The organism is Aldersonia kunmingensis, assembly GCF_001646865.1.
Taxonomy (GTDB): Bacteria; Actinomycetota; Actinomycetes; order Mycobacteriales; family Mycobacteriaceae; genus Aldersonia; species Aldersonia kunmingensis.
Genome location: NZ_LRRB01000140.1, coordinates 13,861 through 33,790 on the forward strand (window position 1 = coordinate 13,861; position 19,930 = coordinate 33,790).

The window sequence follows — 19,930 nt, forward strand, 5'->3', positions numbered from 1 at the left end:
AGGAGCCGTTTCACATGTCCGACGCAAGTCGTCTCACCGCCGTCGTCCGCACCGAGTTCGGCAAGGGTGCCGCGCGCCGCACCCGTCGCGACGGCAACGTTCCCGCGGTCCTTTACGGCCACAAGACCGACCCGCAGCACCTCGCGGTCAACGCGCAGGCGTTCGCCCGCGTGCTGCGTGAGAACGGCACCAACGCCATCCTCACCCTCGACATCGACGGCACCGAGCAGCTCGCACTGACCAAGTCGGTTGTCGTGCACCCGATCCGCAACTACATCGAGCACGCGGACCTGCTGGTCATCCGCAAGGGCGAGAAGGTCGTCGTCGACGTGCCAGTCGTCGTGACCGGCGAGGCCGCCCCCGGCTCCGTCCTGACGCAGGAGGCCAACACCATCTCCCTCGAGGCCGATGCGCTGTCCATCCCCGAGTCGATCGAGGTCGACATCGAGGGCGCCGAGATCGGCACCCAGGTGCTCGCCGGTGCGCTGGAGCTCCCCAAGGGCTCGACCCTGCAGACCGACCCGGAGACCCTGATCGTCAACGTGGTCGCGCCGGCGGCTGAGGAAGCGGAGACCACCGAGGAAGAGGGTGCCGAGGAAGAGGGTGCCGCCGAGGAAGAGGCTCCTGCCGACGAGTCGGCCGAGGGCTGATTCTCCTCACTCGATGGCTGATACAGGTGCGGCGCTCGTCGTCGGGCTCGGTAACCCGGGCCCACAGTACGAGCGCACCCGCCACAACATCGGTTTTATGGTCGCCGACGTGCTCGCTGAGCGCGTCGGCGGCCGTTTTTCCACCCACAAGAAGTCCGGCGCGGACCTCCTGCAGGCGCGCCTCGACGGGCGTCCTGTGCTCGTCGCCAAACCGCGCTGCTACATGAACGAGTCCGGTCGCCCGGTCGCCGCGCTCGCCAGATTCTTCTCCGTCCCGGTGGAGCGGGTGATCGTCATCCACGACGAGATCGACCTCGACTTCGCCACGATCCGGCTCAAGCAGGGCGGTGGCGAGGGCGGCCACAACGGGCTTCGCTCCATCTCCAGCGCCCTGACCAGCAAGGACTATCTGCGCACCAGGGTCGGCGTTGGCCGCCCGCCGGGCCGGATGGACGCCGCGGCCTACGTGCTCAAGCCGTTCTCCGCCGCCGAGCGCAAGGAGCTGCCGATCATCTGCGAGCAGGCCGCGGATGCGGTGGAACTGCTGCTCGACGTTGGGCTCGAGGCCGCGCAGAACCGCCTGCACTGAGCACCCCGCTGGGTTAGGGACAGTCTCCCGACTCGCCGTACTTGACCACGGACAGCACCGCGTCGCCCTCGTCGATCGCGATCCCCGGGGCCGGACTCTGTGCGACGACGACCCAGTTGCGATCCGAGATCTGCATGCGCCCCTTGCCGGTCGCATCCTCGCTGCGCGAGTAGAAGACTCCGGCAGCCTGGATCGCGTCCTGCGCCGCCTGCAGATTCATGCACAACACAGCCGGCATCAAAGCGGTTGGCGCCGAAGCTGATTGCGGAACCGGAGCCGCAGCCGGCACGCTCGTCGCAGGAGCGATAGTTGTCGGAGTAATCGTCGCCGAGGGTGCGACTGTCGTCGTCGGCGAGGCCGACGTGGTGGCACGGGCCGCCGACGTGGGAACTGGCTGCGTCGAGGATGGCGGCGATTGGTCCTCGGACTCGTCGAAGCCATCCGAGATATCGGTGGCGATGCCGATGACCGTCAATCCGGCCGCCACGATTGCCGCAGCCACAACGCCCTTGCGGACGGGTGGCGGAGCGTAGACCGGCGGCGGCGCCGCGAGGGCGGCAGCCGTATCGCCAGCCATGAATGCCGCGTTCGCGGCATCCGCGCGGGCGACGATCGCCGCGTTCCGTGCCTTCACCCGGGCGATGTGGTCCCGAATCGGCTTGGCCAGGGCGAGATACCACAACCCGGCGGCGAAGACGGTCATCGTGACAACCTGCCCGAAGTCCACCTGGATCGCGCTCACGACGATCAGCCACGTGCAGACCGCGGCGAAGAATCCGGCGAGGACGCGCAGATAAGGGCTGAGGGTGTTCATCGATCCTGCTTCGGGTGGCTACGGCGGGTGGAGCCAGGAGTCTGGCATCCGTCACCGAACAGATTCGGCCGTTCCACGGCGGCCGTTACGGACCCAGCCGGGCCCCCAAACGGGTGCAAAACTTGTACCCGGGGCCGAAACTTCGCACCCGTGAGGAAGACTTGCACCCGCCTGAACTTCCTCACGACCGCAAACCTTGTTCCCGGGGACGAAACTTCGCACTCACGAACACAATTCGCTCGCCTTTGGTCGCCGGATATCGCTACAGCAGCGCCAACGTGTGGGTCCGCCGCAGCTTGCCCGACGACGTCTTCGGGATCGAGCCGGGACCGAGCACCGCGACTCGGCGGGGGCGTACGCCGACCTCGCCGAATACCACGTGCGCCACCTCGTGCTCGATGCGCTCGACCTCGGCGTGGTCCTCGAATCCGCCGCTCTCCACGACGACGGCGAAGCTCTCGCGCTTGTCCCCCGCGTCGATCCGCACCGCCACCGCATTGCCCGGCCGCACGCCGTCGACGCGTGCCGCGGCCCGCTCGATATCGGTCGGGTAGATATTGCGGCCGCCCATGATGATCACGTCCTTGATGCGGCCGCACACCACCACGAGCCCTTCTTCGGTGAAGTAGCCGATATCTCCCGTATCGAGCCAGCCATCCTCGTCTTGTGCGGGCACAAACCCGTCGACGGTGACGTAACCGGGTGTGACGGCATCGCCGCGCACCTGAATCACCCCGACGCCGCGCGCGGGCAGCTCCTGGTTGTCCGTGTCCACCACACGACCCTCGAGGTTGTCGACGAGATAGCCGAGTGTCGCGAGCCGGCGCACGTGCCCTCGCGTGGCTGGAACCGCCCGGCCCATTGCCTCGAGCAGTTCCGCGTCCACGGTGTCGAGGACGAGGCCGTGTCCGGCATCGGGCACCGAGACCGCGAGGGTCGTCTCCGCCATGCCGTAGACCGGGGTGAGCGCTGTGGCATTGAGACCGAACCGCGCGCCGTCGGCGGCCAGCGTCGTCATCGTGTCCGGATCGACGGGCTCGGCACCGTTCCACATGTAGCGGATCGAACTAAGGTCCACCGCGCCGTCATCCGCCTGACGCAGTCGCCGCGCGAGCAGGGCGTAAGCGAAGTTCGGCGCCGCCGTCACGGTGCCGCGGTACTTCTCGATCAGCTCGGCCCAGACCAGCGGCCGGCGCAGAAACTCCAGCGGAGTGACGCTGACGACCTCGGCACCGTATTGCATTGGCACGCTGAGGAATCCGACCATGCCCATGTCGTGGAACAACGGCAGCCAGCTGATCATGACGTCGTCGGCTCGGTCGAACTTGATCCGGTCGATCATCGCGTACGCGTTGACGTAGAAGTTGCGGTGCGTGATCTGCACGGCCTTGGGTGTGCCGGTCGAACCCGAGGTCAGCTGCTGCAGGGCGATGTCGGTCTCGGCGGTTTCGATCGGGTCGATGTCGTCGCCGGTGCGCAACTCCTTGACGGTGACCACCCGGATTCCGCGCTCTTTGAGCAGTGGCGCGGCCGCCTCGAACGGCTCCCCGACGATTACCGCGTGGGCGGCGATCATCGTCAGAATGGCCTCGGTATCGGCGGCCCAGGCGATGAGATCGGTGCGCGGGGTGGGCTGATGCAGCATCGTCACCGATGCTCCGCGCATCCAGGTCGCCTGCACTGCGGGGGCAATATCCACCGGCTGACCGGCCAGCACACCGACCGCATCGCCGTGTCCGATCCCGGCTGCGGCCAATCCACCGGCCATCCGGCGAGCCACCGTGTGAATCTCGCCCCAGGTATGCCGAACCGGCGCATCCGGCTCGCCTGTGACTAGCCCGCGGTCGCTCGTGCGGGCGGTCTCGTACATTTCCTCGGTGAATTTGCTCACGATCCCGACTCCTCGAGGCAGCGCCATATGCGGCGAGTACGTGTCTCCTTCTTGACATCCCGACACGCCCGGGCGGCGTTAACGGTCCCGCGACGCGACGGCGCCGGATGAATGCCGCGCCGACGTCGACTACTCTGGAACGTCGCGTATGTCGCGCGCACGCGACGCTTTCTCGCCCCACCGCGCACGCCCCCACAAGAGCACGAGGTAGACCCTTGACCACGCCTGCATCGGACGAGTCCGCCGGCACCGCGACGACCAAGTCCAGCGAGTCGCTCGCCAAGGAGGTCTCGCGCCGCCGCACCTTCGCGGTCATCTCGCACCCCGACGCAGGCAAGTCGACGCTCACCGAGGCGCTCGCGCTGCACGCACGCATGATTTCCGAGGCGGGCGCGATCCACGGCAAGGCCGGACGCCGCTCCACCGTCTCCGACTGGATGGAGATGGAGAAGGCCCGCGGCATCTCCGTGTCCTCCACGGCGCTGCAGTTCGAGTACCAGAGCGCCTCCGGTGTGAACGCGGTGATCAACCTCGTCGACACACCCGGCCACTCCGACTTCTCCGAGGACACCTACCGCGTGCTCACCGCGGTCGACGCGGCCGTCATGCTGATCGACGCCGCAAAGGGCCTCGAGCCACAGACCCTGAAGCTGTTCCAGGTGTGCCGTCACCGCGGCATTCCGGTCATCACCGTGATCAACAAATGGGACCGGCCCGGCCGGGAACCGCTGGAACTGCTCGACGAGATCGATGAGCGCATCGGCCTGACGCCCACCCCGCTGTTCCTGCCGGTCGGTATCGCGGGCGATTTCCGCGGCCTGCTGCGCCGCGGCGAGGACGGCGCGGCGACCGAGTACATCCACTTCACCCGCACAGCAGGTGGCGCGACGATCGCGCCCGAGGAATCGCTCGATCCCGACACCGCCGCGGCTCGCGAGGGCGACGCCTGGACCGATGCCGTGGAAGAGAGCGAACTGCTCTCTGCCAGCGGGCAGGATCACGACCAGGAACTGTTCCTCGCCGGGCAGACCTCCCCCGTGATCTACGCGTCAGCAATGCTGAATTTCGGTGTGCGGCAACTGCTCGAGTCGCTCGTGTCGCTCGCACCATCCCCGCGTCCGCGCAACGATGTGAATGACAATCCGCGTGAGGTCACCGCCCCGTTCAGCGCGGTGGTGTTCAAGGTGCAGGCCGGCATGGACGCCGCGCACCGAGATCGCTTGGCGTTCATGCGCATTGTGTCCGGCACCTTCGAGCGCGGCATGGTGGTCACGCACGCGCAGACTGGAAAGCCGTTCGCCACCAAGTACGCGCTCACTGTTTTCGGCCGGGACCGCACCACCGTCGAGGAGGCCTACCCGGGCGACGTCGTCGGCCTGGTGAATGCCACCGCGCTCGCGCCCGGACACACCCTCTATGTGGACCGCAAGGTCGAGTTCCCGCCCATTCCGTCGTTTGCTCCCGAGCACTTCGCCGTGGTGCGCGCCGAGAGCGCTAGCAAGTACAAGCAGTTCCGCCGCGGCATCGATCAACTCGACTCCGAAGGCGTGGTTCAGGTGCTGCGCAACGAAATTCGTGGTGACGCATCGCCCGTGTTCGCGGCCGTCGGCCCTATGCAGTTCGAGGTGGCCGCGGCGCGGATGAAGGCCGAGTTCAACGTCGAGGCCAAGCTCGAGTTTCTCCCCTACACGCTGGCGCGGCGCACCGACCGCGAGTCCATGGACGAACTCGGGCGCCAGCGCGGCGTCGAGGTGTTCACCCGTACCGACGGCGTGATCCTCGCGTTGTTCAGCGACAAGTGGCGGCTGCAGTATATCGAGAAGGAGCTCTCGCAGCTCACCCTCGAGCCGCTGGTTGCCGCGGCCGACTGACTACCGGCACCGTCCGGGTTGGGCGCACCCAGCCGCCGCACACCTTCTGTTGCGCCGCATAGGAATCCGCACGCGGGAGCCTGTGCGAGGCGTCAGGAAGTGTGCGGCGATGGGGGTGCTGGCGAGAACAGCGCGATGACGCCGTAGGACGCCGGAACCGCGCGGACCGTCACGGCCAGAGATCGCTCGCCGACCATCCCGGTTCCGCGCGGGTGAACCGGCGCCGCAGATGCCGACGCCCTGGGTCGGCCTGCCAGAACTCGACTGTCATCGGCTCGATCCGCCACACCCGCCAGTGCGCGGACAGCAGTTGCGGCTGGTGTTCGATCAGGTTCTGCGCGTCTGCCACGGCCGCGAAATACTCACTCTCGTCGGCCAATTCGGCGCTCTGTTTGCTGCCGAACGCCACTGCCTGCGCGATAGTTGACCGGTCGTGGAAGTCACGGGACGCCGCCTCGATACCGCCGTCGATCACCGACCCGGCAATGCGCACCTGCCTGCCGTGCTCACGCCAGTAAAACGTCAGCGCTGCTTGCGGATTCGCGGCGATGTGCGCGCCCTTGACCGAGAAGTCCGGCCCTGAGACCGACCAACCGGACGCATCGATATCGCGCAGCATCAGCACACGCGCCGACGGAAGTCCGTCGGCGCCGGTGGTGGCCAGCACACCAACATGCGGCTCGGGGATACCCGCATCGACCGCGTCCTCCAGCCAGCGGAGAAACGAATCATGCGGTGGCACAGCGGGATCGGGAAGCTCCCGGTACGGCGGCTCGATCGCTGCGAAGCCGAGCGAGCGCAACCAGGCGCGGTTGTCCGAGAACTCCGTCCTGCGCGGCACTGCCCGAGGTTACGCGGAGGCAGGAGGTTGTGCGACCGGCCCCCAGCGATTCGAGGTCAACCGGAAGCCGGGTAGGTCGGTGAGCGCGTACACGACCTCGTACGTGCGGGCATAGCCGGTGTGCAGAATCTTCCACTGCCCGTCCAGGCCTTTGACGTAGCGATCGTCGTAATACGCGGCACCGCGCATCAGCATGTTGTGCTCGGGAATGAGTACGGTGTCGGACTGGTACCAGACCCCCGAGGCCGTGTCGCCATCTACTTCGATCTCGGGGTGGTCACAGTGGTGCTCGGTGATGACATTCGGGCCAAGGGTGTTGCGCATGAATCCGATGAAGGCGTCACGCGATTCGAACTGCAGGTACTCGCTGTAGGTGGCCGTTGCTTCGGGCAGCATCGTTTCGGCCAACTCGTCCCAGGCCTTGGTGTCCAGTGCGCGCAGATATCGGTACTTCAGGCGGCCGATCTCGTACACGGCTTCCAGATCCATGAATCTACTGTGCCACCATCGGGCCTGATTGAGAGCTTTTTTGGCGTGGTCGATCAATCCGTGAGGGGTGACTCCGCCTGGCGCGGGTCCAGCGTGAAGCAGGTTTTGCAGAAATCGACGCCGAAATCGGTCAGCAACAGCGATTTGCGGATGACCTTGGGGGCGCGACCAGCCTTTTTGCGCGCTTCCTCGACCGACGGCTGTACCTCGAGCACCATGTACCGGTTCAGCACCACCGGATCGGCGGATACCTCGACGAGACCGAGCCGTTTCAGATTGGTCACGTACGAGCCGGATCGGTGCAGGTGACGCACGCCGGCCTGCTCGGGAACGGAGGTGAGATCGCCTGCGATCAGCTCCGAACCGATGCCCAGCGGGCGGTTGGTCCGCACGTCGACGAGCGGTTGCGCCCCGTTCAACGCCAGGAAGCGCAGCATGCGCGCCTCGTCCGGGGCGAGTTCGCCGAGAATCCGGTCGAAGGCGGGGTGGACGTCCTCGGTGAAATAGACGTCGGCCGACACAGCGAGCAAGGCATCCCCGCGGCGGCGCAGGTCGTCAGTAGTGGACGCTTCGAGCGCTTTTCGGGCCGGATCAACCTGCGGCGGCAGCGTCGCGGCCGGCACGTAACTGACGATCTCGCGCACCGATCCCTCGGTGACACCGAGGGCGGTCTGCGCGAGCGAGCGCAGCGAGTTCGCCGCGCGCTCTGCGATTTCCGCGGATGTCTCACCCTCGATCGCGGCCTGCGCGATCTGCCGGCCGACCTCGAGCCCCGTCCCGGCCACCCACTGCGTTCCGCGCAGTGCGGTACCGACTGCGAAACCGGCCGCACGGAACGTGCCGCGGATCAACTGGGCTTCGGGGCTGATTTGCCGTTCGACCTCTTTGCGCTGCTGCTGCGCGAGTGCGGTCGACGGGTCGGCCGCGGCAAGCACGGCCTCATCGGAGGGCGTTTGGCCGTCCGGTCCGGCAATGTCGTCGGGATCGATCACGTCACACTCCGAAGATCGCCAGGTGGATGAAGCCGCCGATCGAGCCAAGGACGGCACCGTGCACGAACAGCAACCATTCGTCCTGCTTGGTCGCCGAGCGCAGCAGATCCACGAAGTCTTCCAGACTCAGTTTTTCCATTTGCTGAGCGATGAAGGTTCGGATGCGGCCGGCCTGCTTCTCGGCGAACGCCCGGTCGGTCATCGCATCGGTGGCGAAGTCCAGTGCCACCGGGGCGAGCGAGGACTGGATGCGCGCGTATTCGTTACTGCCCAGCGACATCACGAGGGCGATCTTGGCCCGCCCCACCGCTCTGTCCACCGAGTCGCGCATCACACTATCGAGCATCTGCAGGGTGCGGTCGGAACGAGAACCGGCGAGCAACTCCCGAGCCATGTTCTCTGTGGTGATCACGTCGTCGGCGATGATGTCGGCGAAGCCCTCGATGATCTCGGTACGCCGTTTGAGCATCAGGCCCTGCCGCCACGGCACCCACCACTTCGGGTGCAGCGGCTCGTAAATCATGTTGATGCCGACCCAGTTCACGACGTAGCCGATCACCACGCCGCCCACCGGAAGCAACCACCAGTACGGGAAGACGTGCAGCAGGCCGACCAGAAGGAAGCCCATCGGGTAACCGAAGTAGAACCCGAAGTTCTGCATGAACCGCAGTTCCTTCGCGCCCATCTCGCGGAAGATGCTGTTGAGCAGCTTCGGGTTCTCGGTCAGATGCCGGATCGCCATCCACTTCGGGTCGACGAGGTCCTCGATGTGCTCACCGAGCGTCGCCGTGATCTTGCTGGCGTTCTCGGGCAGTTCACTTTCGACCTTGCGGTACACCGCTTCCCGGGCGAACGCGGGGAGGCTGCGCCATAGCCGCGGGCTTTCGCGCTCCACGATGCGGTCCACCACGCCGCGGATCTCCGGCCTGGCCACGGTGACGAAATGCTCGGCGATGCTGTCCGGGTCGAGTTCGCGGTAGAAGTCCGCGACGCTGCCCAGCTTGGAGATGCTCTTGTCCACCGCGATGGAGGCCATCTTCTCGGCCCGCGAGGGGACCATGCCTTGCCAGCCGATCTTGCGGCCGTCGGGCGAGTAGATCGGCAGAATCTGAATGCGGCGATGCAGGTACGGGTAGATCAGCTCATTGCCGGGAAGACGGAAGCCGTGAAATTTCAACGGCTGGAACAGCATCAGGACGCCTGTCCAGTTCGTGACGTAACCGATGATGCCGGTGAACAACGGGATCGTTATGAGATCCATCATGAGTTTGTGGTCCACGTCGTCCACCTCCCCTCGGCGCGGCCGGCGGCCGGTCCTCGCGTTCGTGCCGTGTCGCAGTGTCCGTTAGCCGAGGCCTTCGTGACGCGAAATCGAAGGCTACCGTGTTGATCGTCACGGTCCGGCACGGGTGCGCTCGTCACACCCGTGACCCACCTCACTCGTGTTCTGCGGCGAGCTCGAGCCAGCGTTCCTCGGCCGAGTCCTTCTCGCTGACGACCCGCTTGAGTTCGGCATCCAGGGTCGCCAGCCGACTCGGGTCGCTGACCGCCGCGGCAAGTTCCTCGTGCAGCTCGCGCTCGCGCTTATCGAGCCGCTCCATCGTCCGCTCGAGCTTGGCAAGTTCCTTGCGTGCCGCCCGCTGCGTGGCCGCGTCGACCATGGGCGCACCCGGAGCGGCCGTGCCCGGCGCGGCCCCGGCGGCGCGGGCCGGGCGCGCCGGTGAGGCATGGCGACGCCGCAGGTACTCCTCGATGCCCCCCGGCAGGTTCGTGAGCTTGCCGTCGCCGAACAGCGCCCATGTGCTGTCGCAGATCCGCTCGATCAGGTAGCGGTCGTGGCTGATCACCACGAGCGTGCCGGCCCAGCCGTCGAGCAGATCCTCGAGCTGCTGCAGGGTGTCGATATCGAGGTCGTTGGTCGGCTCGTCGAGCAGCAGGACGTTCGGCTCGCCCATCAGGATCCGGGTCAACTGCAGCCGCCGCCGCTCGCCGCCGGACAGCTCCCCCACCGGCGTGCGCTGCCGGGCCGGAGTAAATCCGAGCCGTTCGGCCAGCTGCCCGGCCGAGATCTCCTTGTCGCCGATCATGGTTCGCTCGGCCACGTCCTGGACCGCCTCGAGCACCCGCATATCGGTGGGCAGGTCGTCGAGTTCCTGTCGCAGCCAACCGATCTCGACCGTCTTGCCCTGCACGCGCCGGCCTGCGGCGAGTTCGGCATCACCGGCCAAGGCCCGCAGCAGTGTCGTTTTGCCCGATCCATTCACGCCGACCAGGCCGAGGCGTTCGCCGGGCGCGAGGCGCCAGGTCAGGTCGTCTACGAGCACACGACCGTCCGGGCTGGCCAGCTGCACATCCTCGAGTTCGATCACGATGCGGCCGAGCCTGCGACGGGCAAACGCGGACAGCGCGACCGTGTCACGGGGCGCGGGCACATCGGCGATCAGCGCCTCGGCGGCCTCGACCCGGTAGCGCGGCTTCGAGGTGCGCGCCTGCGGGCCGCGGCGCAGCCACGCCAGTTCCTTGCGAGCCAGGTTGCGGCGCCGTGCCTCGCTGGCGTCCGCCTGCCTGGCGCGCTCGGCGCGGGCGAAGATCCAGTCCGCGTAACCGCCCTCGTAGGTCTCCACCTTGCCGCCGACGACCTCCCACGTGCGGGTCGCCACGGTGTCCAGGAACCAGCGATCGTGCGTGACGACCACCAGCGCGCCGCGCCGGGACAGCAGGTGCTCGGCAAGCCACTGCACGCCCTCGACATCGAGATGGTTGGTGGGCTCGTCGAGTATGAGGAGGTCCAGTTCATGGACCAGCGCTGCGGCAAGTGCGACACGGCGGCGCTCGCCGCCGGACAGATCGTCCACCCGCGTTTCCAGGCCGAGATCGGCAATCCCGATACCGGCGAGGATGCCGCGGATGCGCGCGTCACCTGCCCATTCGTGCTCGGCGTCGGCGACCGTGCCGAGGACGACCTCGCCGATCGTCGCGCCCACGGGCAGCACGCCGCGCTGGGTCACGACCGCGAGCCGCAGCCCGCCCACCCGGCTCACCCGCCCCGAATCGGGCTGGGCGATGCCCGCGAGCACCTCGAGCAGCGTGGTCTTGCCGCCGCCGTTGAGGCCCACGACGCCGATCCGGTCGCCCTCGTGCACGCCGAGCGACACCGTGTCGAGCAACGGGCGAATGCCGAAGGATTTGGAGACCTGTTCCAGATTGATCAGGTTGGTCACGCGGAATATCCGTCCTCATCGATAACCCGGGTGCCGTGCGCAGGGCCGGTAGCCAGTCGCACCGAGCGGCACACGCCGGCACCGGAAAGTTCGGCACCGACGGCGACGGCGGCGTCGTGGTCGGCGCACAGGAATGCACAGGTGGGGCCCGAGCCGGAGATAATGCCGGCGAGTGCGCCCGAGGAAATCCCGGCGCGCAGCGTGCGGCGCAGGTCCGGGCGCAGCGACAGCGCGGCGGCCTGCAGGTCGTTGCCGAGTAGCGGGGCGAGCCGCTCGGGGGCACCCACGGCGAGTGCCTGCATCAGTTCCTGCGCCTCGCCGAGCCGGGGCGGCTGCCCGCGGCCGCGCAACTTGTCGAGTTCGCCGTACACCTCGGGCGTGCTCAAACCACCCTTTGCGAGCGCGATCACCCAGTGAAAAGTGTTGCGGGACAACACCGGAAGCAGTTCCTCGCCACGTCCGGTACCGAGCGCGGTGCCGCCGTGCAGCGCGAAGGGCACGTCGCTGCCGAGTTGGAGCGCGATCTCGTCGAGCTCCTCACGGCCGAGATCGAGCTGCCACAGTTCGTTCAGGCCGACCAGTACCGCAGCGGCGTCCGCACTGCCACCAGCCATGCCGCCGGCGACGGGGATGCCCTTATCGATGATGATGTCGACCAGCGGTTCGTGGTCGAAACGTTTGCCGAGCAACTCCGCGGCCTGCCACGCCAGATTGCGCCGGTCGGTCGGCACGTCCCTCGCGCCCTCGCCGCGCACCTGCACGGTCAGTTCACGCGATGTCGTGATCTGCACCTGATCCGACAGCGACAGCGCCTGGAAGACGGTGCTCAATTCGTGGTAGCCGTCCGGTCGCAGCTCGCCGACGGCGAGATGCAGGTTTACCTTGGCGGGGGCCCGGACGACTACGGGCGTCGGCACGACTGACAACACGACCAAGAGCCTAAATGTCGGTCGCCAACCGTTTGCGAGCCGGACCGACGAGTCACTGCGCCCGCAGTTCCCGCTTGAGCAGCTTGCCGCTCTGGTTGCGCGGCAGTTCATCGACGAACGTCACCCGCTTGGGCACCTTGAACGGTGCCAGGCGCGCCTTCACATGCGCGATGATCTCGTCCTCGCTCGCCGTCGCGTCCTCACGCAGCACCACAACCGCGGTCACCGCCTCGATCCACTTCTCGTCCGGCGTTCCGATCACGGCGACCTCGGCCACACCATCGTGCGTGTAGATCGCGTCCTCCACCTCGCGCGAGGCCACCAGCACACCGCCGGTGTTGATGACGTCCTTGATCCGGTCAACGACGGTGATGTAGCCCTGCTCATCTCGGGTGACCAGGTCACCGGAGTGGAACCAGCCGTCGCGGAACGCCTCCTCGGTCGCCTCCGCGTTGTCCCAGTAGCCGAGGCACAGCTGCGGCGACCGGTACAGCACCTCGCCGGCAGTGCCCGGCGGGACATCGTTGCCGTCGGTGTCGACGACGCGGGTCTCCACGAAGAACACGGGCGTGCCGCACGAGGCCGGCCGTTCGTCGTGCTCCTCGGGCCGCAGCACTGTCGCGAGGGGGCCGATCTCCGACTGGCCGAAGCAGTTGTAGAAGCCAAGGTCCGGGTAGCGGCCGCGCAGCCGTTCGAGCACCGTCACCGGCATGATCGACGCGCCGTACTGGGCCTTCGTCAGCGAGGACAGATCCCGTTTGTCGAGATCGGGATGCCCGGCGAGCGGCACCCACACGGTCGGCGCGAGGAACAGCGATCCGATTCGCTCCGCCTCGACCCGTCGCAGGATCTCGGGCACATCCGGCGACTCCATCAGCCGCACCGTCGCCCCCACCGACAGGTACGGAAGCATGATCACGTGCATACCCGCCGAGTGGTAGAGCGGCATGCAGAGCAGCGGGTCGTCAGCCGCCGTGAAGTCCAGGGCGAGAACGCACGAGACGTATTCGTGCACCAGCGCAGCGTGCGACATCATCGCGCCCTTGGGCTTCGACGTGGTGCCCGAGGTGTAGAGCAGCTGCACCAGATCGGTCGAGCTCACCGCCGCCTCGACCACGGGGACCTGGCCGCGACGCGCCAGCTCGACGAGCGAATCCTCCAAGTCGCGCAGCGGCAGCACCTTCGCGATATCGAGCTGCGGCAGCACTGCGTCGAGTTCGGCGCGCTGGCTGGGATCGACCAGCACCACCCGGCTGCCGGACTGTTCGAGCAGGTAGGTCAGTTCCTCTCCGCGCAGCGCGTAATTGACCGGCACATGCACGAGGCCGGCACGCGCGCAGGCGAGGAAGCCGATCACATAGGCATCGGAATTGACGCCGAACGCGGCGACGCGGTCGCCCAGCTCGAGTCCGAGCTTGCTCAGCGCCGCGGCGGCACGAGTGACGGCGTCGTCGAGTTCGCGGTAGGTCCACGTCCGGTCGGCGAAGATCAGGGCGTCCCGGTCCGGCGTCCGGGACGCCGAGCGGCGCAGCACGGCATCGACGGTGGCGGAACGCGGATCGATTGTCATGAATCGCAGACTAACCGTCGATCATTAAGGACCGTAGTAGTCCGCAATGGGTGGCATCGTGAGGGCCATGCTCGAGACATCCGCCCGCTTGCTGCGGCTGCTCACCTTGCTGCAGACGCGCAAGGAATGGTCCGGCGCCGACCTCGCCGACCGGCTCGAGGTGACGCCCCGAACTGTCCGCCGCGACGTCGACAAACTGCGCGACCTCGGCTATCCGGTCAACGCCTCGGTGGGCGTCGGCGGTGGCTATCAGCTCGGCGCGGGCGCGGAGATGCCACCGCTGTTGCTCGATGACGACGAGACGCTCGCGGTGGCGTTCGGCCTGCAGTCCGGCGCGACCGGGCCGGTCACCGGTATCGGCGAGCCGTCGCTGCGTGCGCTGACCAAGCTGCGTCAGGTCATGCCGTCGCGGCTGCGGCACCGGCTCGATGCCCTCTCGGTGGACGTCGTGGCCCGGCCGGAGGTGAAGTCCGCGGTCGACGCGAAACTACTCGCCACGGTCGCCTCGGTCTGCCACGCGCACGAGCGGCTGCGCTTCGACTACCGACGTCACGACGGCGAGGAGATGCGCCGCGAGGTCGAGCCGTACCGTCTGGTCCGCTCGGGCGCGCGTTGGTACCTCGTCGCCTGGGACATCGGCCGCAGCGACTGGCGGTCATTCCGGGTGGACCGGATGACCCCGAAGATCCCGACCGGGCCGCGCTTCACCCCACGCGAGCTGCCCGAGGGCGGCGCAGCGCAATTCGTCGCGACGGGCATCAACCGCGCCACGACACAGGCTCGCGCCCGGGTGCGCCTGCACGCCCCCATCGAGCAGATCGCGGAAATGGTGCACGAGGATTGGGGCACGCTCGAGGCAGGCGACGGAACGAGCTGCGTCGTCGCGCTCGGCGCGGAATCGCAGACCTCGCTGGCGAGGTGGCTCTCGGCGTTCGATGTGCCGTTCACCGTGCTCGAACCCGATGAACTGCGCGAGGAGTGCCGCCGGCTCGCGGATCGGCACACGCTACTGGCGGAGCGCTACCGGGAAGCGTGAACTCCTTGCGGTAGGTACCCCTGGGGGGTATATTCGGGACCGAGATAGCTCGACCCGAATGCCCTTAAGGAGATCTTCGTGAGCACCTCCACCTTCACCGTCACCGGGATGACGTGCGGACATTGCGTGAGCGCGGTCCGCGAGGAGGTCGGCAACATCGCCGGTGTCGAGACTGTGGACGTCGACCTCGAGAGCGGACGTTTGGTGATCGAGAGCGGCACGCCGCTTGCCGACGCCGACGTGATCGCCGCGGTCGACGAAGCCGGATACCAGGCAACACGACAGGAGTGAGGATGTCCGCGCCGACGACCAATCGCAACGTCGAACTCGCCATTACCGGAATGACGTGCGCCTCGTGCGCCGCCCGGATCGAGAAGCGGCTCAACAAGCTCGACGGCGTCCAGGCCTCGGTGAACTTCGCGACCGAGACCGCGAGCGTTCGAGCACCTTCGACCGTAGATGACGACGCGCTCGTCGCGCAGGTGGTGAGCGCCGGATATGGCGCGAGCCCGGCACAGGACGAGGTCGAGGAAACCGACGAACTCTCGAGCCTGAGGTTGCGACTCATCGTCAGCACGGTGCTTGCGGTGCCCGTGATCGCGCTGGCAATGGTTCCGTCCTGGCAGTTCACCAACTGGCAGTGGGTCTCGCTCGCCCTGGCTACGCCGGTCGTGGTGTGGGGCGCGTGGCCGTTCCACCGCGCCACCTGGGCGAACCTGAAGCACGGCGCCGCGACGATGGACACGCTGATATCGCTCGGCACAGTGTCGGCCTACCTCTGGTCCGTCTATGCGCTGGTGTTCGGCTCCGCCACCCACCACCCAGGGCACGGGTTCGAACTCACCATCGACAGATCCGACGCCGCATCGAACGTGTACTTCGAGGTCGCAGCCGGCGTCATCGTGTTCATCCTCGCCGGGCGCTACTTCGAGATGAAGGCGAAGCGCGGCGCGGGATCGGCGTTGCGACGCCTGCTCGAGCTCGGCGCGAAGGACGTCGCAGTGCTGCGTGACGGCCGCGAGGAGCGAATCCCCGTGGCGCAGTTGCATGTTGGCGACGAGTTCGTGGTGCGTCCCGGTGAGCGGATCGCGACCGACGGCGTCGTCGCGTCGGGTAGCTCGGCAATCGACACCAGCGTGCTGACCGGCGAGTCGATGCCGGTCGAGGTAAGCGAGGGCGATGCGGTTGCGGGTGCGACCGTCAACTCCGGTGGGCTGCTTCGCATTAGGGCCACCCGCGTCGGCCGCGATACCCAACTCGCCCGCATGGCTTCATTGGTAACCGAGGCGCAGAACGGCAAGGCGCCGGTTCAGCGGTTGGCCGACCGCATTTCCGCCGTGTTCGTGCCCATCGTCATGGTGATCGCGCTGGGTACGCTGGCCGGCTGGCTGATCGCAGGCGAACCGGCACAGGCCGCGTTCGGCGCCGCTGTCGCGGTGCTGATCATCGCCTGCCCCTGCGCGCTCGGGCTCGCCACGCCGATGGCGCTGCTGGTCGGCACCGGTCGAGGCGCACAACTCGGCATCATCATCCGCAGCCCGGAAATGCTGGAGTCGACGCGTCGCGTGGACACCGTGGTGCTGGACAAGACCGGCACCGTCACGACCGGCCGGATGACGCTCCTAGACACCATCGGTGAGGATCGTGACGAGTTGCTGCGATTGGGCGGCGCCGTCGAATCCGGATCCGAGCATCCCGTGGCGCGCGCGATCGTCAATGCGGCCACCGACGTTGCGGAACTGACTGCGGTGCAAGACTTCCGGGCACACGGAGGACTGGGCGTCGAGGGCGTTGTCGATGGCCGCACCGTTGTGGTTGGCCGGCTGGCACTGCTCACCGATCGCGGACTCGCGGTTGGCGATCCCGTTCGCACGGCGATGACGGATGCCGAGAAGCTCGGCCGGACCGCGGTTGCGGTGGGCTGGGACGGACGGGCCCGCGGCGTGTTCGTTGTCGCGGATGCGGTCAAAGACACCAGCGCCGAAGCGATTACCAAGTTGCGCACGCTCGGCCTCTCCCCCGTCCTGCTCACCGGCGACCATGAGGTGACAGCCCGCGCGGTCGCCGATCAGGTCGGCATCGAGCAGGTCATCGCCGGCGTCCTGCCCACCGACAAGGTGGACACGATCAAGCGGCTGCAGGACGAGGGCCGCGTGGTCGCGATGGTCGGCGACGGCGTCAACGACGCTGCGGCACTTGCCCAGGCCGATCTCGGTATCGCGATGGGCACCGGCACGGATGCCGCCATCGAGGCGAGTGATCTCACGTTGGTGCGCGGCGACCTGCGCAGTGCGGCCGACGCGATCCGGCTGTCTCGCCGCACGCTGACCACGATCAAGGGCAACCTGGTCTGGGCGTTCGGCTACAACGTGGCCGCGATCCCACTTGCGGCACTGGGGCTCCTCAACCCGATGCTCGCGGGCGCGGCGATGGCGCTGTCGAGTGTGTTCGTAGTGACGAATAGCTTGCGGCTGCGCCGGTTTCGGTAGCGGTCGGCGGTTTGTCGGTGGCCCCCACTAGCGTTCGCAGCACGATCGGCGGGTGGGGGGTCACCGGTGGACGGTTCGGCATTGCTTGGCGGCTCGGCCGTTCAACCCAATCAGACCGGCTGCGGGCGCACCGTGAGGATCTGCTCGGCGACACCGACCGGGCCGCGGGTGTCGTGCAGAACGGTGCGGGTCAGGCCCTGGCCTGTGCCGCCGAACGTGACGCTCGTGTCGAGCCCGGTCCACGGTCCTTCCGGCTGGCGGTAGAGGTGAATCGTCAGATCCAGGTTCGGGAACATCCACTTGGTGGGGTCTTGCCGAACGCCGATCCCGTTCGCCGTGTCGACGAGGGCGACGTAGGACGCCAACGTGCTGGCATCCTCTCCGGCGACAAGGTCGACGGCGGACCGGATCCAGGCCGTGGCACGCCCCTGCTCGGGCGTGCCAACTTGACGGACATCGATCGACTCGATGTACCCACCCGGCCACACCGAGTCAATTGACCACGACGCCAGTTGATCTGGACTGGTCAGCGAGTCGGGCTCCCCGCCGCTGACAGCGGCCGTGTCCTGCGCGGTAGTCAGCCATGCGCGGGCACTCACTGTGGGGCGGCCCGCGATGATGACGGTCGCCTCGACGAGCTCGATCGTGCGTCCCGGCCGAAGCACCTCGACCTGGATGTCGAACTCCCCGAACGCGATGCGGCCGAGGATGTCGAAACTGATTCGGCTCATGAGCATGTCGGGCCGGCTGCCGCGGGTCCGGGCGCATTCGATCTCGTGGACGATCAGCCCGGCCAACGGACTGAAGTGCTGTTCGTCGGCTGCCCACGCGCCGCCCACATGGGAAGTCGGCAAGAAGCGATTGTCGCCCGTTCGAACAAAGTAGCTCTCGTTCACGTTTATCAACCTATAGGTCGAATTTTGATCGATCAAGTCGGATATTCACATGATTGGTCGATATATGCACGTCAGGGTTGATAATCATCGCTAGGATCGCCGAGTGACATCGACCGCGGATACAGAGGTGCCTCAGGGCGGACGCGTCGCGCGTCGGCGCGACCGACGCAAGGCCGAGATGATCGCGGCGGCGCTGCAGATTCTGTCCAGCAGTGGCTATCAAGGCATGCGGTTCGAGGATGTGGCCGACCGGGCGGATATCGCCAAAGCCACGCTCTATCACTACTTCCCGAGCAAAGACGCGCTCGTCTCGGAGGCATTGGAAAAGCTCACCACCGACGTGCTGGTTCGGCTGTCCGCAAGTCTCGATGCCACCCAGGCCCAGTCCGCGACAGACCAGCTGCGCGCGTTGATCACCGAACAGCTGCACATTCTCACCGTGCTCTATCCCGAGGTTGGCACGTTGTTCTCCTTCCCCGCGCCGTGGCCCGAGGAACATGCCGAGGCCATCAAGACCATGCGACGGCGCCACGACACGACCTTCCGCAACGTTGTTGAACGCGGCTTGGCGTCCGGAGAGTTCGACTGCGCGGATCCGTCGGTGGCGCTGCATGCATTGCATGGCGTGCTCAACCACGCATCCATCTGGCTGCGCCCGGCGGCGGGCGACGACACCCACGAAGCCGTAGTCGATGCGGCGATGCGGTTGTTCACGCGCGCCTGACCCGCGGCGCATTGCCGGGGCAGAGACAGCGAACGGTCGCGCTGAATCAGACGGTGGCGGCGAGCCGCACGTACGCCGCGGTATCCAGCGTCTCTCCCCGCGCGCCCGGATCGATTCCGGCGGCAACGAGGCGACGCTCGGCCTCCGGCGCAGAGCCGGCCCAACCGGCGAGTGCGGCCCGTAATGTCTTGCGGCGCTGAGCAAATGCCGCGTCAATGACGGTGAATACCTTGGCGCGATGGCCCTCGTCGATCGGCCACGGCGACTCTTTGTACCTGTCGATACGGACGAGACCGGACTCCACCTGCGGCACCGGCCAGAACACGTTGCGCCCGACCGCTCCCGCGCGGCGCACGGTGCCGAAGAAACCCGCCTTCACGCTCGGCACGCCGTAGACCTTGTTGCCGGGCGGGGCTGCGAGCCGGTCGGCGACCTCGGCCTGAACCATCACGAGTGTGGTGCGGATACTCGGCAGTTCGGCGAGCAGATGCAGCAGCACCGGCACGGCGACGTTGTACGGCAGGTTCGCGACCAGTGCGGTAGGACCAACGCCGATCTCAGCGGCTTTGACGCGCATTGCGTCGGCCTCGATCACCCGAAGGTTCCCGGAGAGGTCCGGGGCCCGATCGGCAGCCGTGCTCGGCAGACGTGCCGCCAGCACCGGATCGATCTCGACCGCCACAACCGCCCCGACCACGTCGAGCAGAGCGAGTGTCAGCGAACCGAGTCCCGGGCCAACCTCGAGTACGCGGTCGTTGGCGTCGACACCCGCGGCGGCCACGATTCGGCGCACGGTGTTCGCGTCATGCACGAAGTTCTGCCCGAGCGTCTTGGTCGGCCGGACGCCGAGCTCTTCGGCAAGGGCACGGACCTCGGCGGGACCAAGCAAAGCGGCGGGCACCGGAAAAATCTACCGGTTCCCGCCGCC

18 protein-coding genes are annotated in these 19,930 nt (G+C 67.3%); 7 read left to right on the top strand and 11 right to left on the bottom strand.

The annotated features are described in order from the left end of the window. The first annotated feature begins 14 nt into the window (after positions 1 to 14). Positions 15 to 650 (top strand): 50S ribosomal protein L25/general stress protein Ctc, encoded by a 636-nt coding sequence (locus A8G08_RS10935; RefSeq protein ID WP_068273643.1) that lies wholly within the window; start codon positions 15 to 17, stop codon positions 648 to 650. Between the two features lie 13 nt (positions 651 to 663). Then, positions 664 to 1,239, top strand: coding sequence for an aminoacyl-tRNA hydrolase (gene pth / locus A8G08_RS10940; protein WP_068273645.1), 576 nt, complete (start codon positions 664 to 666; stop codon positions 1,237 to 1,239). 13 nt (positions 1,240 to 1,252) lie between these two features. On the opposite strand, the gene A8G08_RS10945 is transcribed toward pth, so the two are convergent. Further along, positions 1,253 to 2,053 carry a hypothetical protein gene (locus A8G08_RS10945; RefSeq protein WP_068273647.1) on the bottom strand — a complete coding sequence of 267 codons (801 nt, stop codon included), beginning with the start codon at positions 2,051 to 2,053 and terminating at the stop codon, positions 1,253 to 1,255. Between the two features lie 262 nt (positions 2,054 to 2,315). Further along, the gene (locus A8G08_RS10950; protein WP_068273738.1) at positions 2,316 to 3,944 is read right to left on the bottom strand and encodes a fatty acyl-AMP ligase; all 1,629 of its coding nucleotides are present in this window, start codon (positions 3,942 to 3,944) and stop codon (positions 2,316 to 2,318) included. Between the two features lie 215 nt (positions 3,945 to 4,159). Between A8G08_RS10950 and A8G08_RS10955 the strand changes: the two genes are divergently transcribed. After that, complete coding sequence (locus A8G08_RS10955) at positions 4,160 to 5,815, top strand: peptide chain release factor 3 (RefSeq protein WP_068273648.1); 1,656 nt, start codon at positions 4,160 to 4,162, stop codon at positions 5,813 to 5,815. Between the two features lie 169 nt (positions 5,816 to 5,984). Here A8G08_RS10955 and A8G08_RS10960 read toward each other — a convergent pair whose 3' ends face one another. From A8G08_RS10960 to A8G08_RS10990, 7 genes are all read right to left on the bottom strand, one after another. Beyond that, positions 5,985 to 6,656, bottom strand: coding sequence for a pyridoxine/pyridoxamine 5'-phosphate oxidase (locus A8G08_RS10960; protein WP_068273650.1), 672 nt, complete (start codon positions 6,654 to 6,656; stop codon positions 5,985 to 5,987). A gap of 9 nt (positions 6,657 to 6,665) precedes the next feature. Then, a complete protein-coding gene (locus tag A8G08_RS10965; protein ID WP_068273654.1) occupies positions 6,666 to 7,145 on the bottom strand; it encodes a nuclear transport factor 2 family protein in 480 nt (159 codons plus the stop codon). A 53-nt stretch (positions 7,146 to 7,198) separates the two neighbouring features. After that, positions 7,199 to 8,137, bottom strand: a complete 939-nt coding sequence (locus A8G08_RS27995; protein ID WP_245672773.1) for a DUF4393 domain-containing protein — start codon at positions 8,135 to 8,137, stop codon at positions 7,199 to 7,201. A gap of 1 nt (position 8,138) precedes the next feature. Continuing rightward, positions 8,139 to 9,416 (bottom strand): DUF445 domain-containing protein, encoded by a 1,278-nt coding sequence (locus tag A8G08_RS10975; protein ID WP_245672774.1) that lies wholly within the window; start codon positions 9,414 to 9,416, stop codon positions 8,139 to 8,141. A 157-nt stretch (positions 9,417 to 9,573) separates the two neighbouring features. Continuing rightward, a complete protein-coding gene (locus A8G08_RS10980) occupies positions 9,574 to 11,358 on the bottom strand; it encodes an ABC-F family ATP-binding cassette domain-containing protein (protein WP_068273655.1) in 1,785 nt (594 codons plus the stop codon). Continuing rightward, positions 11,355 to 12,287 (bottom strand): 4-(cytidine 5'-diphospho)-2-C-methyl-D-erythritol kinase, encoded by a 933-nt coding sequence (locus tag A8G08_RS10985; protein ID WP_068273657.1) that lies wholly within the window; start codon positions 12,285 to 12,287, stop codon positions 11,355 to 11,357. Before A8G08_RS10985 ends, A8G08_RS10980 begins: the two co-directional genes overlap by 4 nt. Before the next feature lie 52 nt (positions 12,288 to 12,339). Further along, positions 12,340 to 13,857: an acyl-CoA synthetase gene (locus A8G08_RS10990; RefSeq protein WP_068273659.1), complete on the bottom strand. Its 1,518-nt coding sequence runs from the start codon at positions 13,855 to 13,857 to the stop codon at positions 12,340 to 12,342. 67 nt (positions 13,858 to 13,924) lie between these two features. Between A8G08_RS10990 and A8G08_RS10995 the strand changes: the two genes are divergently transcribed. The 3 genes from A8G08_RS10995 (at position 13,925) to A8G08_RS11005 (ending at position 17,382) form a co-directional block, all read left to right on the top strand. After that, the gene (locus A8G08_RS10995; RefSeq protein WP_068273744.1) at positions 13,925 to 14,893 is read left to right on the top strand and encodes a helix-turn-helix transcriptional regulator; all 969 of its coding nucleotides are present in this window, start codon (positions 13,925 to 13,927) and stop codon (positions 14,891 to 14,893) included. A 78-nt stretch (positions 14,894 to 14,971) separates the two neighbouring features. Beyond that, on the top strand, positions 14,972 to 15,184 hold the full coding sequence (locus tag A8G08_RS11000; protein ID WP_068273661.1) for a heavy-metal-associated domain-containing protein: 213 nt from the start codon (positions 14,972 to 14,974) through the stop codon (positions 15,182 to 15,184). Between the two features lie 2 nt (positions 15,185 to 15,186). After that, positions 15,187 to 17,382, top strand: coding sequence for a heavy metal translocating P-type ATPase (locus tag A8G08_RS11005; protein WP_068273663.1), 2,196 nt, complete (start codon positions 15,187 to 15,189; stop codon positions 17,380 to 17,382). Positions 17,383 to 17,492: 110 nt separating this feature from the next. Here A8G08_RS11005 and A8G08_RS11010 read toward each other — a convergent pair whose 3' ends face one another. Beyond that, positions 17,493 to 18,236, bottom strand: coding sequence for a thioesterase family protein (locus A8G08_RS11010; RefSeq protein ID WP_245672775.1), 744 nt, complete (start codon positions 18,234 to 18,236; stop codon positions 17,493 to 17,495). Between the two features lie 145 nt (positions 18,237 to 18,381). On the opposite strand from A8G08_RS11010, the gene A8G08_RS11015 reads away from it, so the two are divergent. After that, complete coding sequence (locus A8G08_RS11015) at positions 18,382 to 19,002, top strand: TetR/AcrR family transcriptional regulator (protein WP_068273666.1); 621 nt, start codon at positions 18,382 to 18,384, stop codon at positions 19,000 to 19,002. A gap of 46 nt (positions 19,003 to 19,048) precedes the next feature. Here A8G08_RS11015 and rsmA read toward each other — a convergent pair whose 3' ends face one another. After that, the gene (gene rsmA, locus A8G08_RS11020) at positions 19,049 to 19,903 is read right to left on the bottom strand and encodes a 16S rRNA (adenine(1518)-N(6)/adenine(1519)-N(6))-dimethyltransferase RsmA (RefSeq protein ID WP_245672776.1); all 855 of its coding nucleotides are present in this window, start codon (positions 19,901 to 19,903) and stop codon (positions 19,049 to 19,051) included. Positions 19,904 to 19,930: the final 27 nt, after the last annotated feature.